This window comes from Actinoplanes campanulatus (assembly GCF_014647795.1).
Taxonomy (GTDB): Bacteria; Actinomycetota; Actinomycetes; order Mycobacteriales; family Micromonosporaceae; genus Actinoplanes; species Actinoplanes campanulatus.
Window position 1 is genome coordinate 314,679 of the sequence record NZ_BMPW01000005.1, and the last position, 14,478, is coordinate 329,156.

General features: G+C 72.3%; 14 protein-coding genes and 1 pseudogene. 5 read left to right on the plus strand and 10 right to left on the minus strand.

The genetic code is table 11. From position 1 onward, the window contains the following. Window positions 1-22 precede the first annotated feature (22 nt). The 7 genes from IEZ13_RS12255 to IEZ13_RS12285 are packed head-to-tail and all read right to left on the minus strand — an operon-like array spanning window position 23 to window position 6,691. Entirely contained in the window at window positions 23-301 is a 279-nt protein-coding gene (locus IEZ13_RS12255) for a hypothetical protein (RefSeq protein WP_183221344.1), read from the minus strand. Next, window positions 292-2,166, minus strand: a complete 1,875-nt coding sequence (locus tag IEZ13_RS12260) for an ATP-binding protein (RefSeq protein WP_183221346.1) — start codon at window positions 2,164-2,166, stop codon at window positions 292-294. The genes IEZ13_RS12255 and IEZ13_RS12260 overlap by 10 nt, the downstream gene beginning before the upstream one ends. Beyond that, a complete protein-coding gene (locus IEZ13_RS12265) occupies window positions 2,159-2,767 on the minus strand; it encodes a Pvc16 family protein (protein ID WP_183221348.1) in 609 nt (202 codons plus the stop codon). The genes IEZ13_RS12260 and IEZ13_RS12265 overlap by 8 nt, the downstream gene beginning before the upstream one ends. A gap of 37 nt (window positions 2,768-2,804) precedes the next feature. Further along, window positions 2,805-3,479, minus strand: coding sequence for a hypothetical protein (locus IEZ13_RS12270; RefSeq protein ID WP_183221350.1), 675 nt, complete (start codon window positions 3,477-3,479; stop codon window positions 2,805-2,807). Next, window positions 3,472-4,197 carry a T4 family baseplate hub assembly chaperone gene (locus IEZ13_RS12275; RefSeq protein WP_183221352.1) on the minus strand — a complete coding sequence of 242 codons (726 nt, stop codon included), beginning with the start codon at window positions 4,195-4,197 and terminating at the stop codon, window positions 3,472-3,474. Before IEZ13_RS12275 ends, IEZ13_RS12270 begins: the two co-directional genes overlap by 8 nt. Further along, complete coding sequence (locus tag IEZ13_RS12280) at window positions 4,197-4,721, minus strand: phage tail protein (RefSeq protein ID WP_183221354.1); 525 nt, start codon at window positions 4,719-4,721, stop codon at window positions 4,197-4,199. The genes IEZ13_RS12275 and IEZ13_RS12280 overlap by 1 nt, the downstream gene beginning before the upstream one ends. 20 nt (window positions 4,722-4,741) lie before the next feature. Further along, entirely contained in the window at window positions 4,742-6,691 is a 1,950-nt protein-coding gene (locus IEZ13_RS12285; RefSeq protein ID WP_183221356.1) for a phage tail sheath family protein, read from the minus strand. A gap of 186 nt (window positions 6,692-6,877) precedes the next feature. On the opposite strand from IEZ13_RS12285, the gene IEZ13_RS12290 reads away from it, so the two are divergent. Continuing rightward, window positions 6,878-8,623: an AfsR/SARP family transcriptional regulator gene (locus IEZ13_RS12290; RefSeq protein ID WP_183221358.1), complete on the plus strand. Its 1,746-nt coding sequence runs from the start codon at window positions 6,878-6,880 to the stop codon at window positions 8,621-8,623. Window positions 8,624-8,722: 99 nt separating this feature from the next. On the opposite strand, the pseudogene IEZ13_RS47865 reads toward IEZ13_RS12290, so the two are convergent. The 3 genes and pseudogenes from IEZ13_RS47865 to IEZ13_RS12305 form a co-directional block, all read right to left on the minus strand. Further along, a pseudogene (locus IEZ13_RS47865) lies at window positions 8,723-8,911 on the minus strand (HEAT repeat domain-containing protein); the annotation flags it as partial. Window positions 8,912-8,971: 60 nt separating this feature from the next. Then, window positions 8,972-9,415, minus strand: coding sequence for a hypothetical protein (locus IEZ13_RS12300; protein WP_183221360.1), 444 nt, complete (start codon window positions 9,413-9,415; stop codon window positions 8,972-8,974). A gap of 241 nt (window positions 9,416-9,656) precedes the next feature. Beyond that, complete coding sequence (locus tag IEZ13_RS12305) at window positions 9,657-10,403, minus strand: class I SAM-dependent methyltransferase (RefSeq protein ID WP_183221362.1); 747 nt, start codon at window positions 10,401-10,403, stop codon at window positions 9,657-9,659. Between the two features lie 105 nt (window positions 10,404-10,508). On the opposite strand from IEZ13_RS12305, the gene IEZ13_RS12310 reads away from it, so the two are divergent. Genes IEZ13_RS12310 through IEZ13_RS12325 form a run of 4 tightly spaced genes read left to right on the plus strand, consistent with a single transcriptional unit; the run spans window position 10,509 to window position 14,432 of the window. Further along, entirely contained in the window at window positions 10,509-11,543 is a 1,035-nt protein-coding gene (locus IEZ13_RS12310) for an iron-siderophore ABC transporter substrate-binding protein (RefSeq protein WP_183221364.1), read from the plus strand. Then, window positions 11,543-12,586, plus strand: a complete 1,044-nt coding sequence (locus IEZ13_RS12315) for a FecCD family ABC transporter permease (RefSeq protein ID WP_183221366.1) — start codon at window positions 11,543-11,545, stop codon at window positions 12,584-12,586. Before IEZ13_RS12310 ends, IEZ13_RS12315 begins: the two co-directional genes overlap by 1 nt. Then, window positions 12,583-13,617: a FecCD family ABC transporter permease gene (locus tag IEZ13_RS12320; protein WP_183221368.1), complete on the plus strand. Its 1,035-nt coding sequence runs from the start codon at window positions 12,583-12,585 to the stop codon at window positions 13,615-13,617. Before IEZ13_RS12315 ends, IEZ13_RS12320 begins: the two co-directional genes overlap by 4 nt. Continuing rightward, window positions 13,614-14,432 carry an ABC transporter ATP-binding protein gene (locus IEZ13_RS12325; RefSeq protein ID WP_183221370.1) on the plus strand — a complete coding sequence of 273 codons (819 nt, stop codon included), beginning with the start codon at window positions 13,614-13,616 and terminating at the stop codon, window positions 14,430-14,432. The genes IEZ13_RS12320 and IEZ13_RS12325 overlap by 4 nt, the downstream gene beginning before the upstream one ends. The last annotated feature ends 46 nt before the right edge of the window (window positions 14,433-14,478 follow it).

Below are 14,478 nucleotides of genomic sequence, written 5' to 3' on the forward strand. Positions count from 1 at the left end.
GCCGATCGGGTGCAGGCGGCGCTCACCGCCGCCTCCCCCGCCCGCTCAGCCCGGCGTGCACCGACCGGGCCAGCGTGATCCCGAGGCGCTCCGGCGAGACCGCCGGGGAGACCGGCGGCAATCCGGCCAGGGCGTCCAGCTCACGCTCACGTCCCGAAGCCAGCGGTACGCCGTACGCGCGCACCAGCCGGGCCAGTTCGGTGGTGAACGCGGCCGAGACCAGGTCCACGTCCACGGATGGCCCGAATCCGTCGAGCACCAGTTCGCCGATCTCGACCCGTACGTCTCTGGTCAGACCCATCCGCGCACCTCCCCCGGGGTGAGGGAGCGTTCGAGCTTGAGGTATTCGGTGCGGGCGGCCGCCAGCAGGTGCCGCATCCGCAGCTTGTCGCCCTCGTCGGCGGCGAGAAACGCCCCGGACAGCGCGATGTTGCGGATGGACCCACCTGCCACGGTGAGCTGGGCCAGCAGTTGCGGGTCGAGCCCGGCGGCGGGCGCCTGCGCGGGCAGCACCCGCCGCCAGATCTCGGCCCGTTCCCGCTCGCCGGGGAACGGGAAGTCGACGACGAACCGGATGCGGCGCATGAACGCCGGGTCGAGCGCCTGCTTCATGTTGGTGGTGAGCACCGCCAGCCCCCGGTACGCCTCCATCCGCATGAGCAGGTAGCTGACCTCCAGGTTGGCGTACCGGTCGTGGCTGTCCTTGACCTCGCTGCGTTTGCCGAAGAGCGCGTCGGCCTCGTCGAACAGCAGCAGCGCCCCGCCGTGCTCGGCCGCGTCGAAGACGGCCCGCAGGTTCTTCTCGGTCTCGCCGATGTACTTGCTGACCACCTGGGACAGGTCGATGACGAACAGGTCGAGCCCCAGCTCACCGGCGATGACCTCGGCGGCCAGGGTCTTGCCGGTGCCGGAGCCGCCGGCGAACAGGACGGTGACGCCGAGTCCGCGCCGCAGTGTCCGGGCGAAGCCCCACTCCTGGTGGACGGTGGCGCGCCGGCGTACCTGGGCGATGATCTCCCGCAGGATGGCGACCTGCCGTTCGGGCAGCACGAGGTCGGCCCAGCCGGCGCGGGGTTCGATGCGGCGGCCGAGTCCGTCGAGGCCCATCCGCGCCTCGTCGAGGCTGGCCCGCCAGGCCACCTCGGTGGCGGGAATCTGGGCGTCCGCCAGATCCCGGCGGACCGCGGCGGCCACCGAGCGGACGGTGTGCGGCGGCAGCTGGAACTGGGCGACCAGGTCGCGCAGTTGCTCGTCGCCGAGGTCGGGCACGTCGGCGAAGGCGTCCCGCCAGAGCCCGAGTTGCTCGTCGTCGGTCAGGTCCGGGACGGTCACCCGCGGCCCGCCGTCGCGGCGCGGCTCGTCGCCGCCGACGATCAGGGGTACGGCCGCGGCGGCGGCGAACGCGTCGGCGGCCGCCGCCTGGTCGCGTTCCAAGGTGTCCACTTCGAGCAGCAGCGCCGCGGGCAGCAGCACGGCCTCGCGCTGCCACAGCCGGGCCAGCCGGTCCCGGTCGGCCGGGTCGGTGGGCACGTCGGCGGCGCTCATCGCGTACAGGGAAAGGTCGTGCTGGGCCGCCGCCGTGGCGGCGATGTCCGACCGGATCCGCCGGGTGCCGCCGACCAGCTCGATCCGCGGCGGCGGTTCGGTGATGCCGGCGGCGACCCGCTGGGCGGCCGTCCGGTGGCCGGGCGCCAGGTCGGTGGGTTCCGGCACCGGCCGCAGCATGCCGTGCAGCCGGGCGTCGAGGTAGGACGATCCGGCCAGGAAGTGGAGCACCCGCTCGTCGATGCGCAGCGGGGAGGCGGTGAGCCGGGTCTCGTCGGCCGGTTCGACGAGCCGCCAGCGGCGCAGCGGCGCGACCGGGGTGAGCGCGTCCCAGTGCGGGCCGGGCAGCGCGGCCAGCGCCAGCCCGAAGGTGGGGTAGGCGCGTTCCGGGTCGCCGTGCGCGGCGGCGCAGCGGCTGCCGGTGGTCGGGTCGATCTCCACGGCGGCGGCGAGCAGCACGACGGCCTGTTCGAAGGGGCTCAGCCCGAAACGGTCCACGAGCACCCGCAGCGTCACCGGGCCGATTCCGGGCGGTGGCTCGGGGTCCGCCCCGCCCGCGTGGGCGTCGAGGCGGGTCAGGACCCAGCGGACGGCGGCGGCGAGTGCCGCGGGGTCAGTCACGGACGGTCACCCGGATCGACGGTTCCCGGACCGGCGGCCGCCGCGGCGGCGTCTCACGCCCCTCGATCAGGACGAGGGACGCCTGATAGACCGCGGACAGGACGTACGGGGTCTGATGGAACATGCCCCAGAGCTTGGAGGTCTCCTCGATGTCCATGGCGGTCGGCGAGAACCGGACGCGTTGCGGTGTGGCGGCCAGGTCGCTGCCGTTCAGGTAAGGCTGCCGGACGGCCTCCTCGATGACGTCGGCGGGCAGCAGCGGCTGCTCGTGCAGGGTTCGGACGATGCTGCCGATCAGCCGCTGGCCGACGAGTTCGTTCTCCTCGCCGTACGCGCTGATCAGGTATTGCAGGTCGAGCGCCGCGGCGGACCGGCCGATCGGGGTGCCGTCGGAGGCGCGGACCGGCAGGTCGGCGTTGCGCAGGGCCGCGTTCGGGGTGACCTGGTAGCAGAAGACGGTGACGGACGGCTCGCTCGGCGGTTCGGTGTGCGGCCGCCGGGTCTGCACGTTGACCGCAAAGTCGATCTCCGGTGGCAGGTTCCGTTCGATCTGCATCGCCAGCGCCTGGGTGACGGTCGCGATCGCCAGCGCGTTGCTCATGCCGCCACCTCCGCGGCGCTTTCGCTCGCAAGCTCGCTCATCGGCGACCCTCCCCGGCCAGGTAGTCGGTCAGGGTCACGGCCGGAGCCGGCCGGCCACTTCGCGGGGTACGGGCGGGAGCGCGCTCGGGCGCGGTGGCACGCACTTCGAGGCGGCCGATCGTGACGTGCACCGACGGTTCGGCGGGGCGCGCCCGTCGGCGGGAAGCCGGCGGTTGCACGGTTTCCCGTCGTGCGGCCGCGACCGGGGCGACACGGGCCGCCGGCCGCATGACGGGCGCCGGACCGGCCGCCGGACGATCCGCCGACGCCGACGCCGACGGCGCGGGACGCTGCGGCGCGGCGGCGGCAGGAGGGACCGGCGGGTCCGAAATGACCCGGGTGACGGTCTCCCGGCCCGGCACGGGTTCCACCGACCTGCTCTCGGTGGTCCGTAGGGGCGAAGCCGGCGCCGGACCGGGCGGTCCAGGATCCGGCTGCCCGATACGGATCTCGGTATGCCGCTCGACACGAACCGGTGCCGTCGGCGGCCGCTCACCGGATTCCTGGACGACCGGGTGCGCGGCCGGAAGCGGCGGCATCTCCACCTCCTGCCAGCGGGCCTCGCCACGCTCGAACGGTCCGGGCAGCCGGGGCCGCGTCCCGGCGGTGTCCCCGCGCCCGGTGTGGCGGGCCAGCAGCCGGTCGAAGTAGTCCGGAGTCGGCTCAGGCATCCGCGCACAACTCCAGGTAGTAGCGGCGCCGCACCGGGCTCAGCGCCAGGATCTCGGGTTCGGTCCAGCCGTAGGCGCCGGCCAGCACGTGCACGTCGGCGAGCAGGTCCCGGGCCCAGAAATCGAGTTCGGCCCAGAGGTGGGCGGCGATGTCCAACCGCAGCGTGGTGGCCTGGCCGCAGCCGGGGCAGGGCACCCGCAGCGTGATGTCGCCGGCCGGGTCGGCGCGCTCGGCCGCCTCGGCGAGCCGCCGCCGCACCGGCTCCGGCAGGTCGGCGGCCGTCACCGTCCGGGTGCCGTGGCGGGCGGCGAGGACACAGTGGGCCAGCAACTCGCCGCGAGGGTCGGCGGACTCGGCGGCGGCCATCAGGTCGGCGACGGTGGGTGGCCGGAACTCGACCTCCCAGCCGTCCTCCGCCACCCGCAGCGGCTCGTCGGCGGGCTCCGGGGGCCGGGCCAGGGCGGCGGCGTCCAGATCGAACTCCAGGATCTCGCCGCAGTGCGCGCAGTCGGCCAGCACCGGCATCCGGTCGCCGAACAGGACGCGGCGCAGCGCGTACAGGTCGGTCTCGCGCTCGCCGACCGCGAGCCGCAACAGATCGTCCGTGGCGGTTCCCGGCCGGGCGGCCCGGTGCAGCGCCAGGGCGCGGGCCGGCCCGGTGTGGGCCAGCCCGTCCTCCCAGGTGGCGAGCAGGCCGGCCGATCCGTGGACCGTCATCAGGCCGGGTTGGTGAACGACGGCTCGACCGGCTCCGGCACCTCGTAGTCGCGTTCCCAGCCCTCGCACTCCAGCTTGAGGCTCTGGATGGCGACCGCGTTGGCGTTGGCGTCGAGTTCGCCGAGCACCGAGTACTCGCTCGGCCAGGCCCGGTACAGCTTGTGCGAGACGGCGACCTGCCCGGCCTCGTTCAGCACGTCGATGATGATGTTCCTGCGGAAGTCGGCGAGCGACACCTCGGCGCCGAGGCCCGCGCCGACCTGCCACACCTTGTTGGCCCAGCGGTCGAACTCCGGGTCATGGGTGACCCCGCGTTCCAGGGTGACGCCCTCGAACTCGGAGCGGCCCGGCGACTTGACCGGGGTGCTCGGCGAGCCGCCGTCCCGGTGCTTGATCACCTCGGTGGTGCGCTTGAGCGGGCTGACCTTGCTGATCCCGGCTACCGTGCGCCCATCCCACCGGACCAGGAACTTGAAGTTCTTGTACGGGTCGAACCGGTGCGCGTTGACTTCGAACTCGGCCATCGAAAGTTTTCCGTCCTGAGTCAGAGGGCGAGCTGCCCGGCCGTCTGGCGGATGGTGACGATCACGAACTCGGCCGGTTCGACGGGCGCGAACCCGGCGACCACGTTGACCACGCCGTTGTCGATGTCGGCCGGGGTGGTGGTGGAGGCGTCGCACGTGACGAAGAAGGCCTCCCGGGGCGTGCGCCCGGCGAACGCGCCCCGCCGGAACAGGGTGTCCAGATAGGCGCCCACCTCCAGCCGGATCGCCTGCCAGAGCTGCTCGTCGTTGGGCTCGAAGACGACCCAGCGCAGCGCCCGGTGCAGGCTCTCCTCGATGTGCAGGGCGAGCCGCCGGACCGGCACGTACCGCCATTCGGCGGGCTGTTCCCCGGCGTCCAGGGTGCGGGCGCCCCACACCACCGGGCCGCTGCCCGGGAAGGTGCGCAGGCAGTTGACGGCGAGCGGGTTGAGCAGGCCGTTCTCCCGGTCGGTGAGCGGCACGGTGAGGGCGCGCACCCCGATCAGGCGGGCCGCGGTCCCGGCGGGCGCCTTCCAGACGCCGCGTTCGGCATCGGTACGGGCGATGACCCCGGCCACCGCACCCGACGGCGGGACCGCACACGGGCGGCCGGACAGCGGGTCGTCGAGCAGCAGGTGCGGGAAGTACAGGGCGGCGTGGTCGCTGCGGACCGCGGCGAGCTGCTCGATGCCGCTGCGGGCGGCGTCCACGCTGGTCCAGGCGGCGGGCGCGTCGATCAGCAGCAGGGCCCGCAACTCGCGGGTGATCCGGTCGGCCACCGACAACACGGTCGACGCGTCCTCGATCGACTCCCAGCCGGCCAGATCGGGGAGGTTGAGCAGGTTCACGTCGGTGAGGTCGGCCAGTGCGTGCAGGCCGCTCTTGGCGGATTCGGCGCCGATCAGGTCGCCGGGCTCCGGCGGGTCGCCGTCGTCGCCGCCGGACAGGGCGGAGACCGGCGGATTCGCGTACGCCTCCAGGCCCAGCCGCTCGGCGTCGCGCCCCTCGAAGTGGACCACGTCGTTCTCGTCCACCGATCCGGCGACGGTTTGCAGGCGGCGGCCGAAGGCGCGCACCCGGGCGCCGGAGAAGGCGGTGCTGCCCGGGCAGTCCGGCTGGGCGCGCAGTTTGCGTTCCAGCAGGGCGGCCAGTTCGGAGAGGCGGCGCGGCGGCGGGCCGTCGTGGTGCCCGTGGAAGAGGCGGAAACGCCGCTCCTCACCACCGATCCGGACAGTGATCTCCAGGTCGTCGCAGGCCGGCAGGTCGCGGTCGAACTCGTGGGAGACGGTGCCGTTGGGGTCCGGCCGGTCCTGGCCGACCGCCTCGACCCGGATCAGCCTCGACGCCTCATTGATCACCTCGGGGGCGTAGCGGTCGGAGTCCGGGTCCATCGACAGGTCGTGGTAGGACTCGCGGGCCGGGCCGTTGGCGACGTGCAGGTTGAACGTCTCGTGCGGGTCGCGGGTGCCGTGGTCGACGCGCACGAGCAGGTCGTTGCCCCAGCAGCCGGGCTCCTTGGCGGACACCTCCAGCACCGGCCGTTCCCGCGGATGGTGATCGTGGTCGTCGGGGCGGCCGCGGTCCTCCGCAACTTCGGCATCGGCGCGCGTCTCGCGTACCCCTCGATCGTCTTTGTCGTGCGGGTGATGATCGTGGCCGTGATCACGCGCGGTGAGGATGACCGACGCCGCCTCGGCGCTGCCCTCCTTGATCACCCGGACGATCACCGCGGAGGCGCCGCCGTTGGCGAAGAACTGGCGTGCCGCGTATCCGACCGCGCCGTGCCTGCTCAGCCCGCCGAAGTACCGCTCGAAGTCGCCGAAACCGCCGATCCGCACCGGCTGGCCGACCGGGCCGCGCCGGGTGTAACCGACGAACGCGGCCGTCGCGGTGGACACCGGTGTGACGCTGCGTGTGCTCGTGGAGATCTCCCCGACGTACACCCCGGGATAGGTCGTCTCCGCCGGCATCCCGTCTCCAATCCCTCGTCATCGACCGATACGCGGTAGATAGTCGGAAAACCGACTGAAAGCGAACTAGCGCCGGTATCCGGTAGAGGGTGAGCCTCGTCGATGTATAGATTGCTGCTGAAAAGCTAACGGGCAGATCGCCCGGCCCGCGGATTCCGCGGGACGAGCATCGTCGGGGTGCGCGGGATGCTGATTCGGCTGTTGGGGCCGGTCGAGATCATCAACGACGGGCGGGCACTGGATGCCGGCCCGCCGCAGCAGCGGCTCGTGCTGACCGCGCTCGCCGCCGACGCCGGCCGGCTGATCGGCACCGAGACCCTCATCGACCGGGTGTGGGACCAGGCGCCCAGCGGTGCGCGGCGCACGCTCCATGTCCATCTCAGCCGTCTGCGGCGGCTTCTGGACACCGCACAATCAAACGACCAGGCACCGGTACGGGTCGTGCGCCGCTCCGGTGGCTACCAGCTGGACGTCGAACCGGACCAGGTGGACGCGCACCGGTTCCGCCACCTCGTGGAGCAGGCCCACGAACGTCACCGCACCGACTCCGAGCGGATGAAACTGCTCGCCGAGGCGATGGACCTGTGGCGCGGTCCGCCGCTGTCCGACCTGCCCGGACAGTGGGCGGCCACCGTCCGGCAGGCGTGGCAGCAGCAGTACCTCGACGCCGTCCAGGAATGGGCGGCCACCTCGGTACAGGCCGGCGAGACCGGCCCGGTGCTGGCCCTGCTGGCCGGCCTGACCGCCGAGCGCGTCACCGACGAGCCCCTCGCCGGGGCCTACATCCGGGCCCTGTACGCGGCCGGCCGGACCTCCGACGCCCTCGACCGGTACGCCGTCATCCGCCGGCATCTCGCCGAGCGCCTCGGCGCCGACCCCGGTCCCGAACTGCAACAGCTCTACCGGCAGATCCTCGCCGCCGACCCGGCCCTCACCCCGGCGGCCACCGAGACGCACACCCGGTGGACGCCCCACCAACTGCCCGCGCCGCCGCCCGCCTTCACCGGCCGCGACGGCGAACTGGCCCGCCTCACCGCGCCGGTCGACGGCGCCGACGTGCTGATCACCGTGATCGACGGGATGGCCGGCGCCGGCAAGACCGCGCTCGCCGTCGAGGCCACGCACCGCATCGCCGACCGCTACCCGGACGGGCAGCTCTACCTCGACCTGCACGGATACAGCGAGGGCGCCGATCCGGTCGAGCCGGCCGACGCGCTCGCGAACCTGCTGAACGGCATCGGCGTGCCGCCGGCGCAGATCCCGGACGGCCTCGACGGGCGGGCCGCCCTCTACCGCACCCGGCTCGTCGGCCGGCGGATGCTGATCCTGCTGGACAACGCCGCCGGCGAGGACCAGGTGGCCCCGCTGCTTCCGGGCGCGCCCGGCTGTCTCGTGCTGGTGACCAGCCGGCGGCAGCTGGCCGGTCTGGACAACACCCGGCGGCTGGCGCTGGAGACCCTCACCATGGCCGACGCGGTCACGCTGTTCACCCGCCGCGCCGGTGGCCATCCGCCCGAACTGGTGACCGAACTGGCCGACCTGTGTGGCCGGTTGCCGTTGGCCATCCGGATCGCGGCGGCCCGGCTACGGGCCCATCCCACCTGGACGCTGGCGCACCTGGTCGAACGGCTGCGCGACCCGCGCTACCGGCTCGCCGAACTGGAGGCCGGCCAGCGCAGTGTGGCCGCCGCCTTCGACCTGTCGTACCAGCGGCTCAGCCTCCCGGCGCGGCACGCCTACCGGGCGCTGGCCGGCCACCCCGGCCCCGAGCTGGACGAACACGCCGCCGCCGAGCTGCTCGGCGTGACCCCGGTCGCCGCCACCCAGGTGCTGCACCAGCTGATGGACGCCAACCTGCTGCTCGAACCGGCGGCCGGGCGCTACCGCTTCCACGACCTGGCCCGCGCGCACGCCGTCTCCGTCACGGCGTGACCCGCCCTCCGTCGCGGCGGGCACGAGCGCCACGTCCTCCCGACGAGGTCGGTGAGAAGATCGCCGAGGGTCATTCCGCACCGTTCGTGCGATCGCCTGCGCCGCTGCCCGCCGAACATCGTTGTCATCTTCGGAAGTGGCACGCTCGCGCAACAACGAAAGGGTGTCGGGATCGTCAGCCCAACCAGCCGCGATCGCCTGCAGCGCTGCCTGCCGCACAGCCCAGTGGTCGTCGGTACCTCGACCGTCTCGCGGGTGACGGTCCCGCGTGCGCCAAGCCGGCGGCAACTGATGCGAATGGCCACGAAGAAGCCCGCCACGACGTGGCGGGCTTCTTCGTCTAACGGCTCAGAACTCGTCGACGCGGGGCGCCTGCTTCAGGCAGTCGCTGTCGATCGCCAGTTTGATCAGCTCGCGGGCGGTGGCCTGATCGGTCGCCTCGGCGTCGAGGGTGCCCAGCGAGCGGGTCACCGCGACGATCTCGTCCGCGGTGTCGCCGGCGGCGAGCGCGGCGCACGCGGTGTCCGAGATGGCCTGGATGTCCTGGTCGGTGCGGTCCTTGGCGATCTCCGGCAGCTCCTGCCTGACCACGATCACGAACCGGCTCGGGCCGCTGGCCGTCACGACCGGGTTGGGGCTCGGCTTCGTGGTCGTCTTCACGGTGGTCCGGGTGGTCGTCTTCGAGCCCGGCTTCGTCGTCTTCGAGGACTTCGGCGTCCCGCTGCCGCCCGTGCATCCGGCCAGCACACACATCGCCAGGATCGCCGCCACTGTCGTCAATTGCTTACGCATCGTTCCGCCCTCGTTGCTCCAAAATCTCCCAGAGGGTAGATGATCAACACTCGCCGCCCGAACCGGTATTCACTCCTGTCCACCATGTCTACATAGAGCATGACCAGGCGATTCCGGTCCGGTTGTCGGCTTCCCTACAGGGGGGAGCAGATGATCCGGCAGTAGAGGCGTGCGTCTCCGGCAGCCGCGCGGGTGGCGAGATCGGCCGCAAAGTAGCCGGTCGGAGTCGACACTCCGATGATCATGTCACCGGGGAGCTTCGGAGCACACAGGTCAGCATCGGGAGGGTGAACTCGCCGTCCGCGGTCTCCGGACGGCTGGCCAGGTAGGCGCGGATCCGCCCGAGCAGGGCCTCCCGCTCCTCGGGCGGCATGACGAGCGTCCCGGCCCGGGTGGCCAGCGTCGCGACCAGCGAGTCGGCGGTGCGCCGCTGCCCATGCGGGAACGCCGCCTGTTCGGATGCGCCGAAGCCGGGCAGCCGCAGGCGGGCGGTCTCGGCACGCCAACTGTCCGGTGTGTCTCGTGGCCCGATGGCGGCGCCGCCGCTGACTTTCGCCAGACCGGCGACCCAGTCGACCCGGTCGTCGACGACGTTCCACAGTCCGGCGAGGACCCCACCGGGCGCGAGAACCCGGGTGGTCTCCGGCCCGGCGATGTCCATGTCGAACCAGTGCAGGGCGTTTCCGGCCAGCACCGCATCGGCGGATCCGTCCGGCAGCGGGATCGCCTCGGCGCTGCCCGGCAGTGCCCGGAGTTCCGGCAGCGCCCGGCGCAGCTCGGCCAGCATCGCGGGATCGGGTTCGACCGCGGTCACCTCGGCGCCCACCGCGGCCAGGACGGCGGCGAGTTTGCCGGTCCCGGCGCCCAGGTCGAGCACCCGCCGGCCGGGCGCGGAGGCGAGGGCCCACTCGACGGCGGCCCGTGCGTAGTCGGGGCGGTGTACGGCATACGCGGTCGCCGCCGCGCCGAAGGATCGGGACAGCTCCATATCGGGACGATATCGGTCCCTGACCAGGGAGGTGATCATGAACAAGATTAACAATGCTGTTAGGTTAGGCATGCCTTATCTGAGTAGAAGTGGAGTTCCCCCGCCATGCGCGCATCTCGGTTCCTCGCGGGAATCGTCGCTCTCACCACCGCCCTGGCGCTGACCGCCTGCGGTGAGTCCGCCGACGACAAGTCCACGTCGGCGCCGGGCGCCGCCACGGCCGCGTTCCCGGTCTCCATCACCCACGCGTTCGGCACCACGACCATCGAGAAGAAGCCCACGCGGGTCGCCACCGTGAACTGGGCGAACCACGAGGTGCCGCTGGCGCTCGGCATCGTCCCGGTCGGCTACGCGAAGGCCAACTTCGGCGACGAGGACGGCGACGGCCTGCTGCCCTGGGACGCCGCGAAGCTCAAGGAACTGGGCGCGCAGACCCCGGTGCTGTTCGACGAGACCGACGGCATCGACTTCGAGGGTGTCGCGAACACCAAGCCGGACGTCATTCTGGCCGCCTACTCGGGTCTGACCCAGCAGGACTACGACACCCTCAGCAAGATCGCGCCGGTCGTCGCGTACCCGAAGTCGGCCTGGTCCACCTCGTGGCGCGACAGCATCAAGCTGGAGAGCAAGGCGCTCGGCCTGGCCGCCGAGGGTGACAAGCTGATCGCCACCATCGAGAAGCAGATGACGGACGAGGCGGCCCGCTACCCGAAGCTGGCCGGTAAGTCGGTGATGTTCCTGACCCACATCGACCCGACCGACCTCAGCAAGGTGAGCTTCTACACCACCCACGACACCCGCGCCCAGTTCTTCACCGACCTCGGCATGAAGCACCCGGCCAGCATCGAGAAGGCCTCCGCCGCGACCACCGAGTTCAGCCTCACCCAGAGCGCCGAGCAGGTGCAGAACCTCAGCGACGTGGACATCATCGTGACCTACGGCGACGCCGAGGGCACCACCCTGGCGACCCTCCAGAAGGACCCGCTGCTGTCGAAGATCCCGGCGATCGCCCGTGGCTCGTTCGTGTCGCTGCCCGGCAGCACGCCGGTGGCCACCGCAGCCAACCCGACCCCACTGGCCGTCTCGTTCGTGCTCAAGGACTACGTCGACCTGCTCGGCAAGGCCGCCGACAAGCTCTGATGACGCGACTGGAAACTCCGTCCGGGCCGGACGTCGCCGCTCTGCGACGCCCGGCCCGGGTGCGCCTCGGCTGGTTGCTGGCGCTCGTCGCCGTACTGGCCATCGTGATGCTGGCCTCGGTCGCCTTCGGCTCCCGGATCGTCGGCTGGTCCGACATCGTCGCCGCCTTCGGCGGGACAGACGAGACGCTCGATCAGGCCGCGGTGGTCAAGCGCATTCCCCGTACGGTCCTCGCCGCGCTGGTCGGCGCGGCCCTGGCCCTGTCCGGGGCGGTCATGCAGGGCGTCACCCGCAACCCGCTCGCCGACCCGGGCATCCTCGGCGTGAACATGGGCGCCATGCTCGCCATCGCCGTGGCCATGACGACGGTCGGGCTGTCCACGGCCATCCAGTACATCTGGGTCGCGATCGCCGGCGCCGCGGTCTCCGCCCTCTTCGTCTACGCCGTCGGCTCCCTCGGCCGCGGCGGCGCCACCCCGCTGAAGATCGCCCTGGCCGGGGCGGCCACCTCCGCGGCGCTGGCGTCGCTGGTGGTGGCGGTCGTGCTGCCGCGCGGCGACGTCGCCGAGAACTTCCAGTCCTGGCAGGTCGGCGGGGTCGGCGGCGCAGGCTGGGAGAGCATCGGGCACGTCCTGCCGTTCCTCACCGCCGGCCTGGTGGTCTGCCTGCTCTGCGCCCGCCCGCTCAACTCGCTGGCCCTGGGCGACGAGCTGGCCGCCGGTCTCGGCGAACGTGTCGCCCTGGCCCGCGGCATGGCGGCCCTCGGCGCGGTGGTGCTGTGCGGCGCGGCCACCGCCGTGGCCGGCCCGATCGCCTTCGTCGGCCTGATCGTGCCGCACATGTGCCGGCTGCTCGTCGGGCTGGATCACCGCTGGCTGCTGCCGTTCGTGACACTGGCCGGCGCGGCACTGCTGACCGCCGCCGACGTGATCGGCCGGGTGGTGAACCGCCCGGACGAGATCGAGGCCGGCATCATCACGGCCCTGATCGGCGCGCCGTTCTTCATCTACATCGTCCGCCGGCAGAAGGTACGCGAGCTGTGAGCACCACGACCCTCGAAGCGGTCACCCACGGTCGGGTCCGCCGCGGCCGTCGCCGGCGTGCCGTCCTGGCCGGATTCGCCGTGGCCGTCGTCGCGATGCTCGCCGTTTCGCTGATGGTCGGGCAGACCTTCTACCCGCCGGAGGACGTCCTGCGGGTGATCCTCGGCGAGACGGTGCCGGGCGCCTCCTTCACCGTCGGCGAGCTGCGACTGCCCCGCGCGGTTCTCGCCCTGGTCACCGGCCTGTGCTTCGGGATGGGCGGGGTCACCTTCCAGACCATGCTGCGCAACCCGCTGGCCAGTCCGGACATCATCGGCATCAGCTCGGCGGCGAGCGCGGCGGCCGCGTTCGGCATCATCGTGCTGAACCTCGACGAGACCGGCGTGTCGGTCTTCGCGATCGTCGCGGCGCTCGGCGTGGCGCTGGTCATCTACCTGCTGTCGTTCAAGGACGGGGTGGCCGGAACCCGGCTCGTGCTGATCGGCATCGGCATCGCCGCGATGCTCAACAGCGCCACCTCGTACGTGCTCAGCCAGGCCGGGCAGTGGGATCTCCAGGCCGCGACCCGCTGGCTCAACGGCAGCCTGAACGGCTCCACCTGGGACGAGGCGGTCCCGGTGCTGCTGGCGCTGCTGGTCTTCGGGCCGCTGCTGCTCGGGCAGGCCCGCAACCTGACGATGCTGGGCCTCGGCGACGACACGGCCGCGGCGCTGGGGACCCGGCTGGAACGTACCCGTCTGGTGTCGATCGTGGCCGCGGTCGGCCTGATCGCGTTCGCCACCTCGGCCACCGGCCCGATCGCGTTCGTGGCGTTCCTGGCCGGGCCGATCGCCGCCCGCCTGGTCGGACCGGGCGGATCGCTGCTGCTGCCGGCCGCCCTGGTCGGCTCGCTGCTGGTGCTGGTGGCGGACTTCATCGGCCAGTTCGCGTTCGACACCCGGTTTCCGGTCGGTGTGATCACCGGCGTGCTCGGCGCCCCGTACCTCATCTATCTGCTCGTCCGCACCAACCGCGCGGGAGGCTCGCTGTGACCACCGACCATTCGCTGGCGGTCGAGAGGCTGACCGTCGGCTACGCCGACCGGGTGGTCATCGACTCGCTCGATCTGCTCGTGCCGCCTGGCCGGATCACGGCGATCGTCGGCGCGAACGCCTGCGGCAAGTCGACCCTGCTGCGGTCGATGTCCCGCCTGCTCGCGCCGCGTTCCGGCCATGTGCTGCTGGACGGCCGCGAGGTCCACCGGATGCCGGCCAAGGAGCTGGCCCGCACGCTCGGCCTGCTCCCCCAGTCGCCGATCGCGCCGGAGGGCATCACCGTGGCCGACCTGGTCGGCCGGGGCCGCAACCCGCACCAGCGGCTGTTGTCGCGCTGGACCGCCGACGACGACCGGGCGGTGGCCGCCGCCCTGGACGCCACCCACACCGCCGATCTGGCCGACCGTTCGGTCGACGAGCTGTCCGGCGGCCAGCGGCAGCGGGTGTGGATCGCCATGGCGCTGGCCCAGCAGACCGAGCTGCTGCTGCTCGACGAGCCGACCACGTTCCTCGACGTCAGCCACCAGGTGGAGGTCCTCGACCTGCTCACCGACCTGAACGCGAACCGCGGCACCACCATCGTGATGGTCCTGCACGACCTGAACATGGCGGCCCGCTACGCCGATCACCTGATCGCCCTGGCCGGCGGGAACCTGCACGCCGCGGGCGTTCCCGCCGAGGTGCTCACCGAGGAGTGCGTGCGCACCGTGTTCGGCCTGGACAGCCAGGTGATCACCGACCCGGTCTCCGGCAAGCCGCTGATGCTGCCGATCGGCCGGCACCACGTCCGTTCCTCCGCCGGCGCGGCCTGAGCGGCGCTCGGATACGGTCTCCGGCTACAGACATGGGTACGAGCAC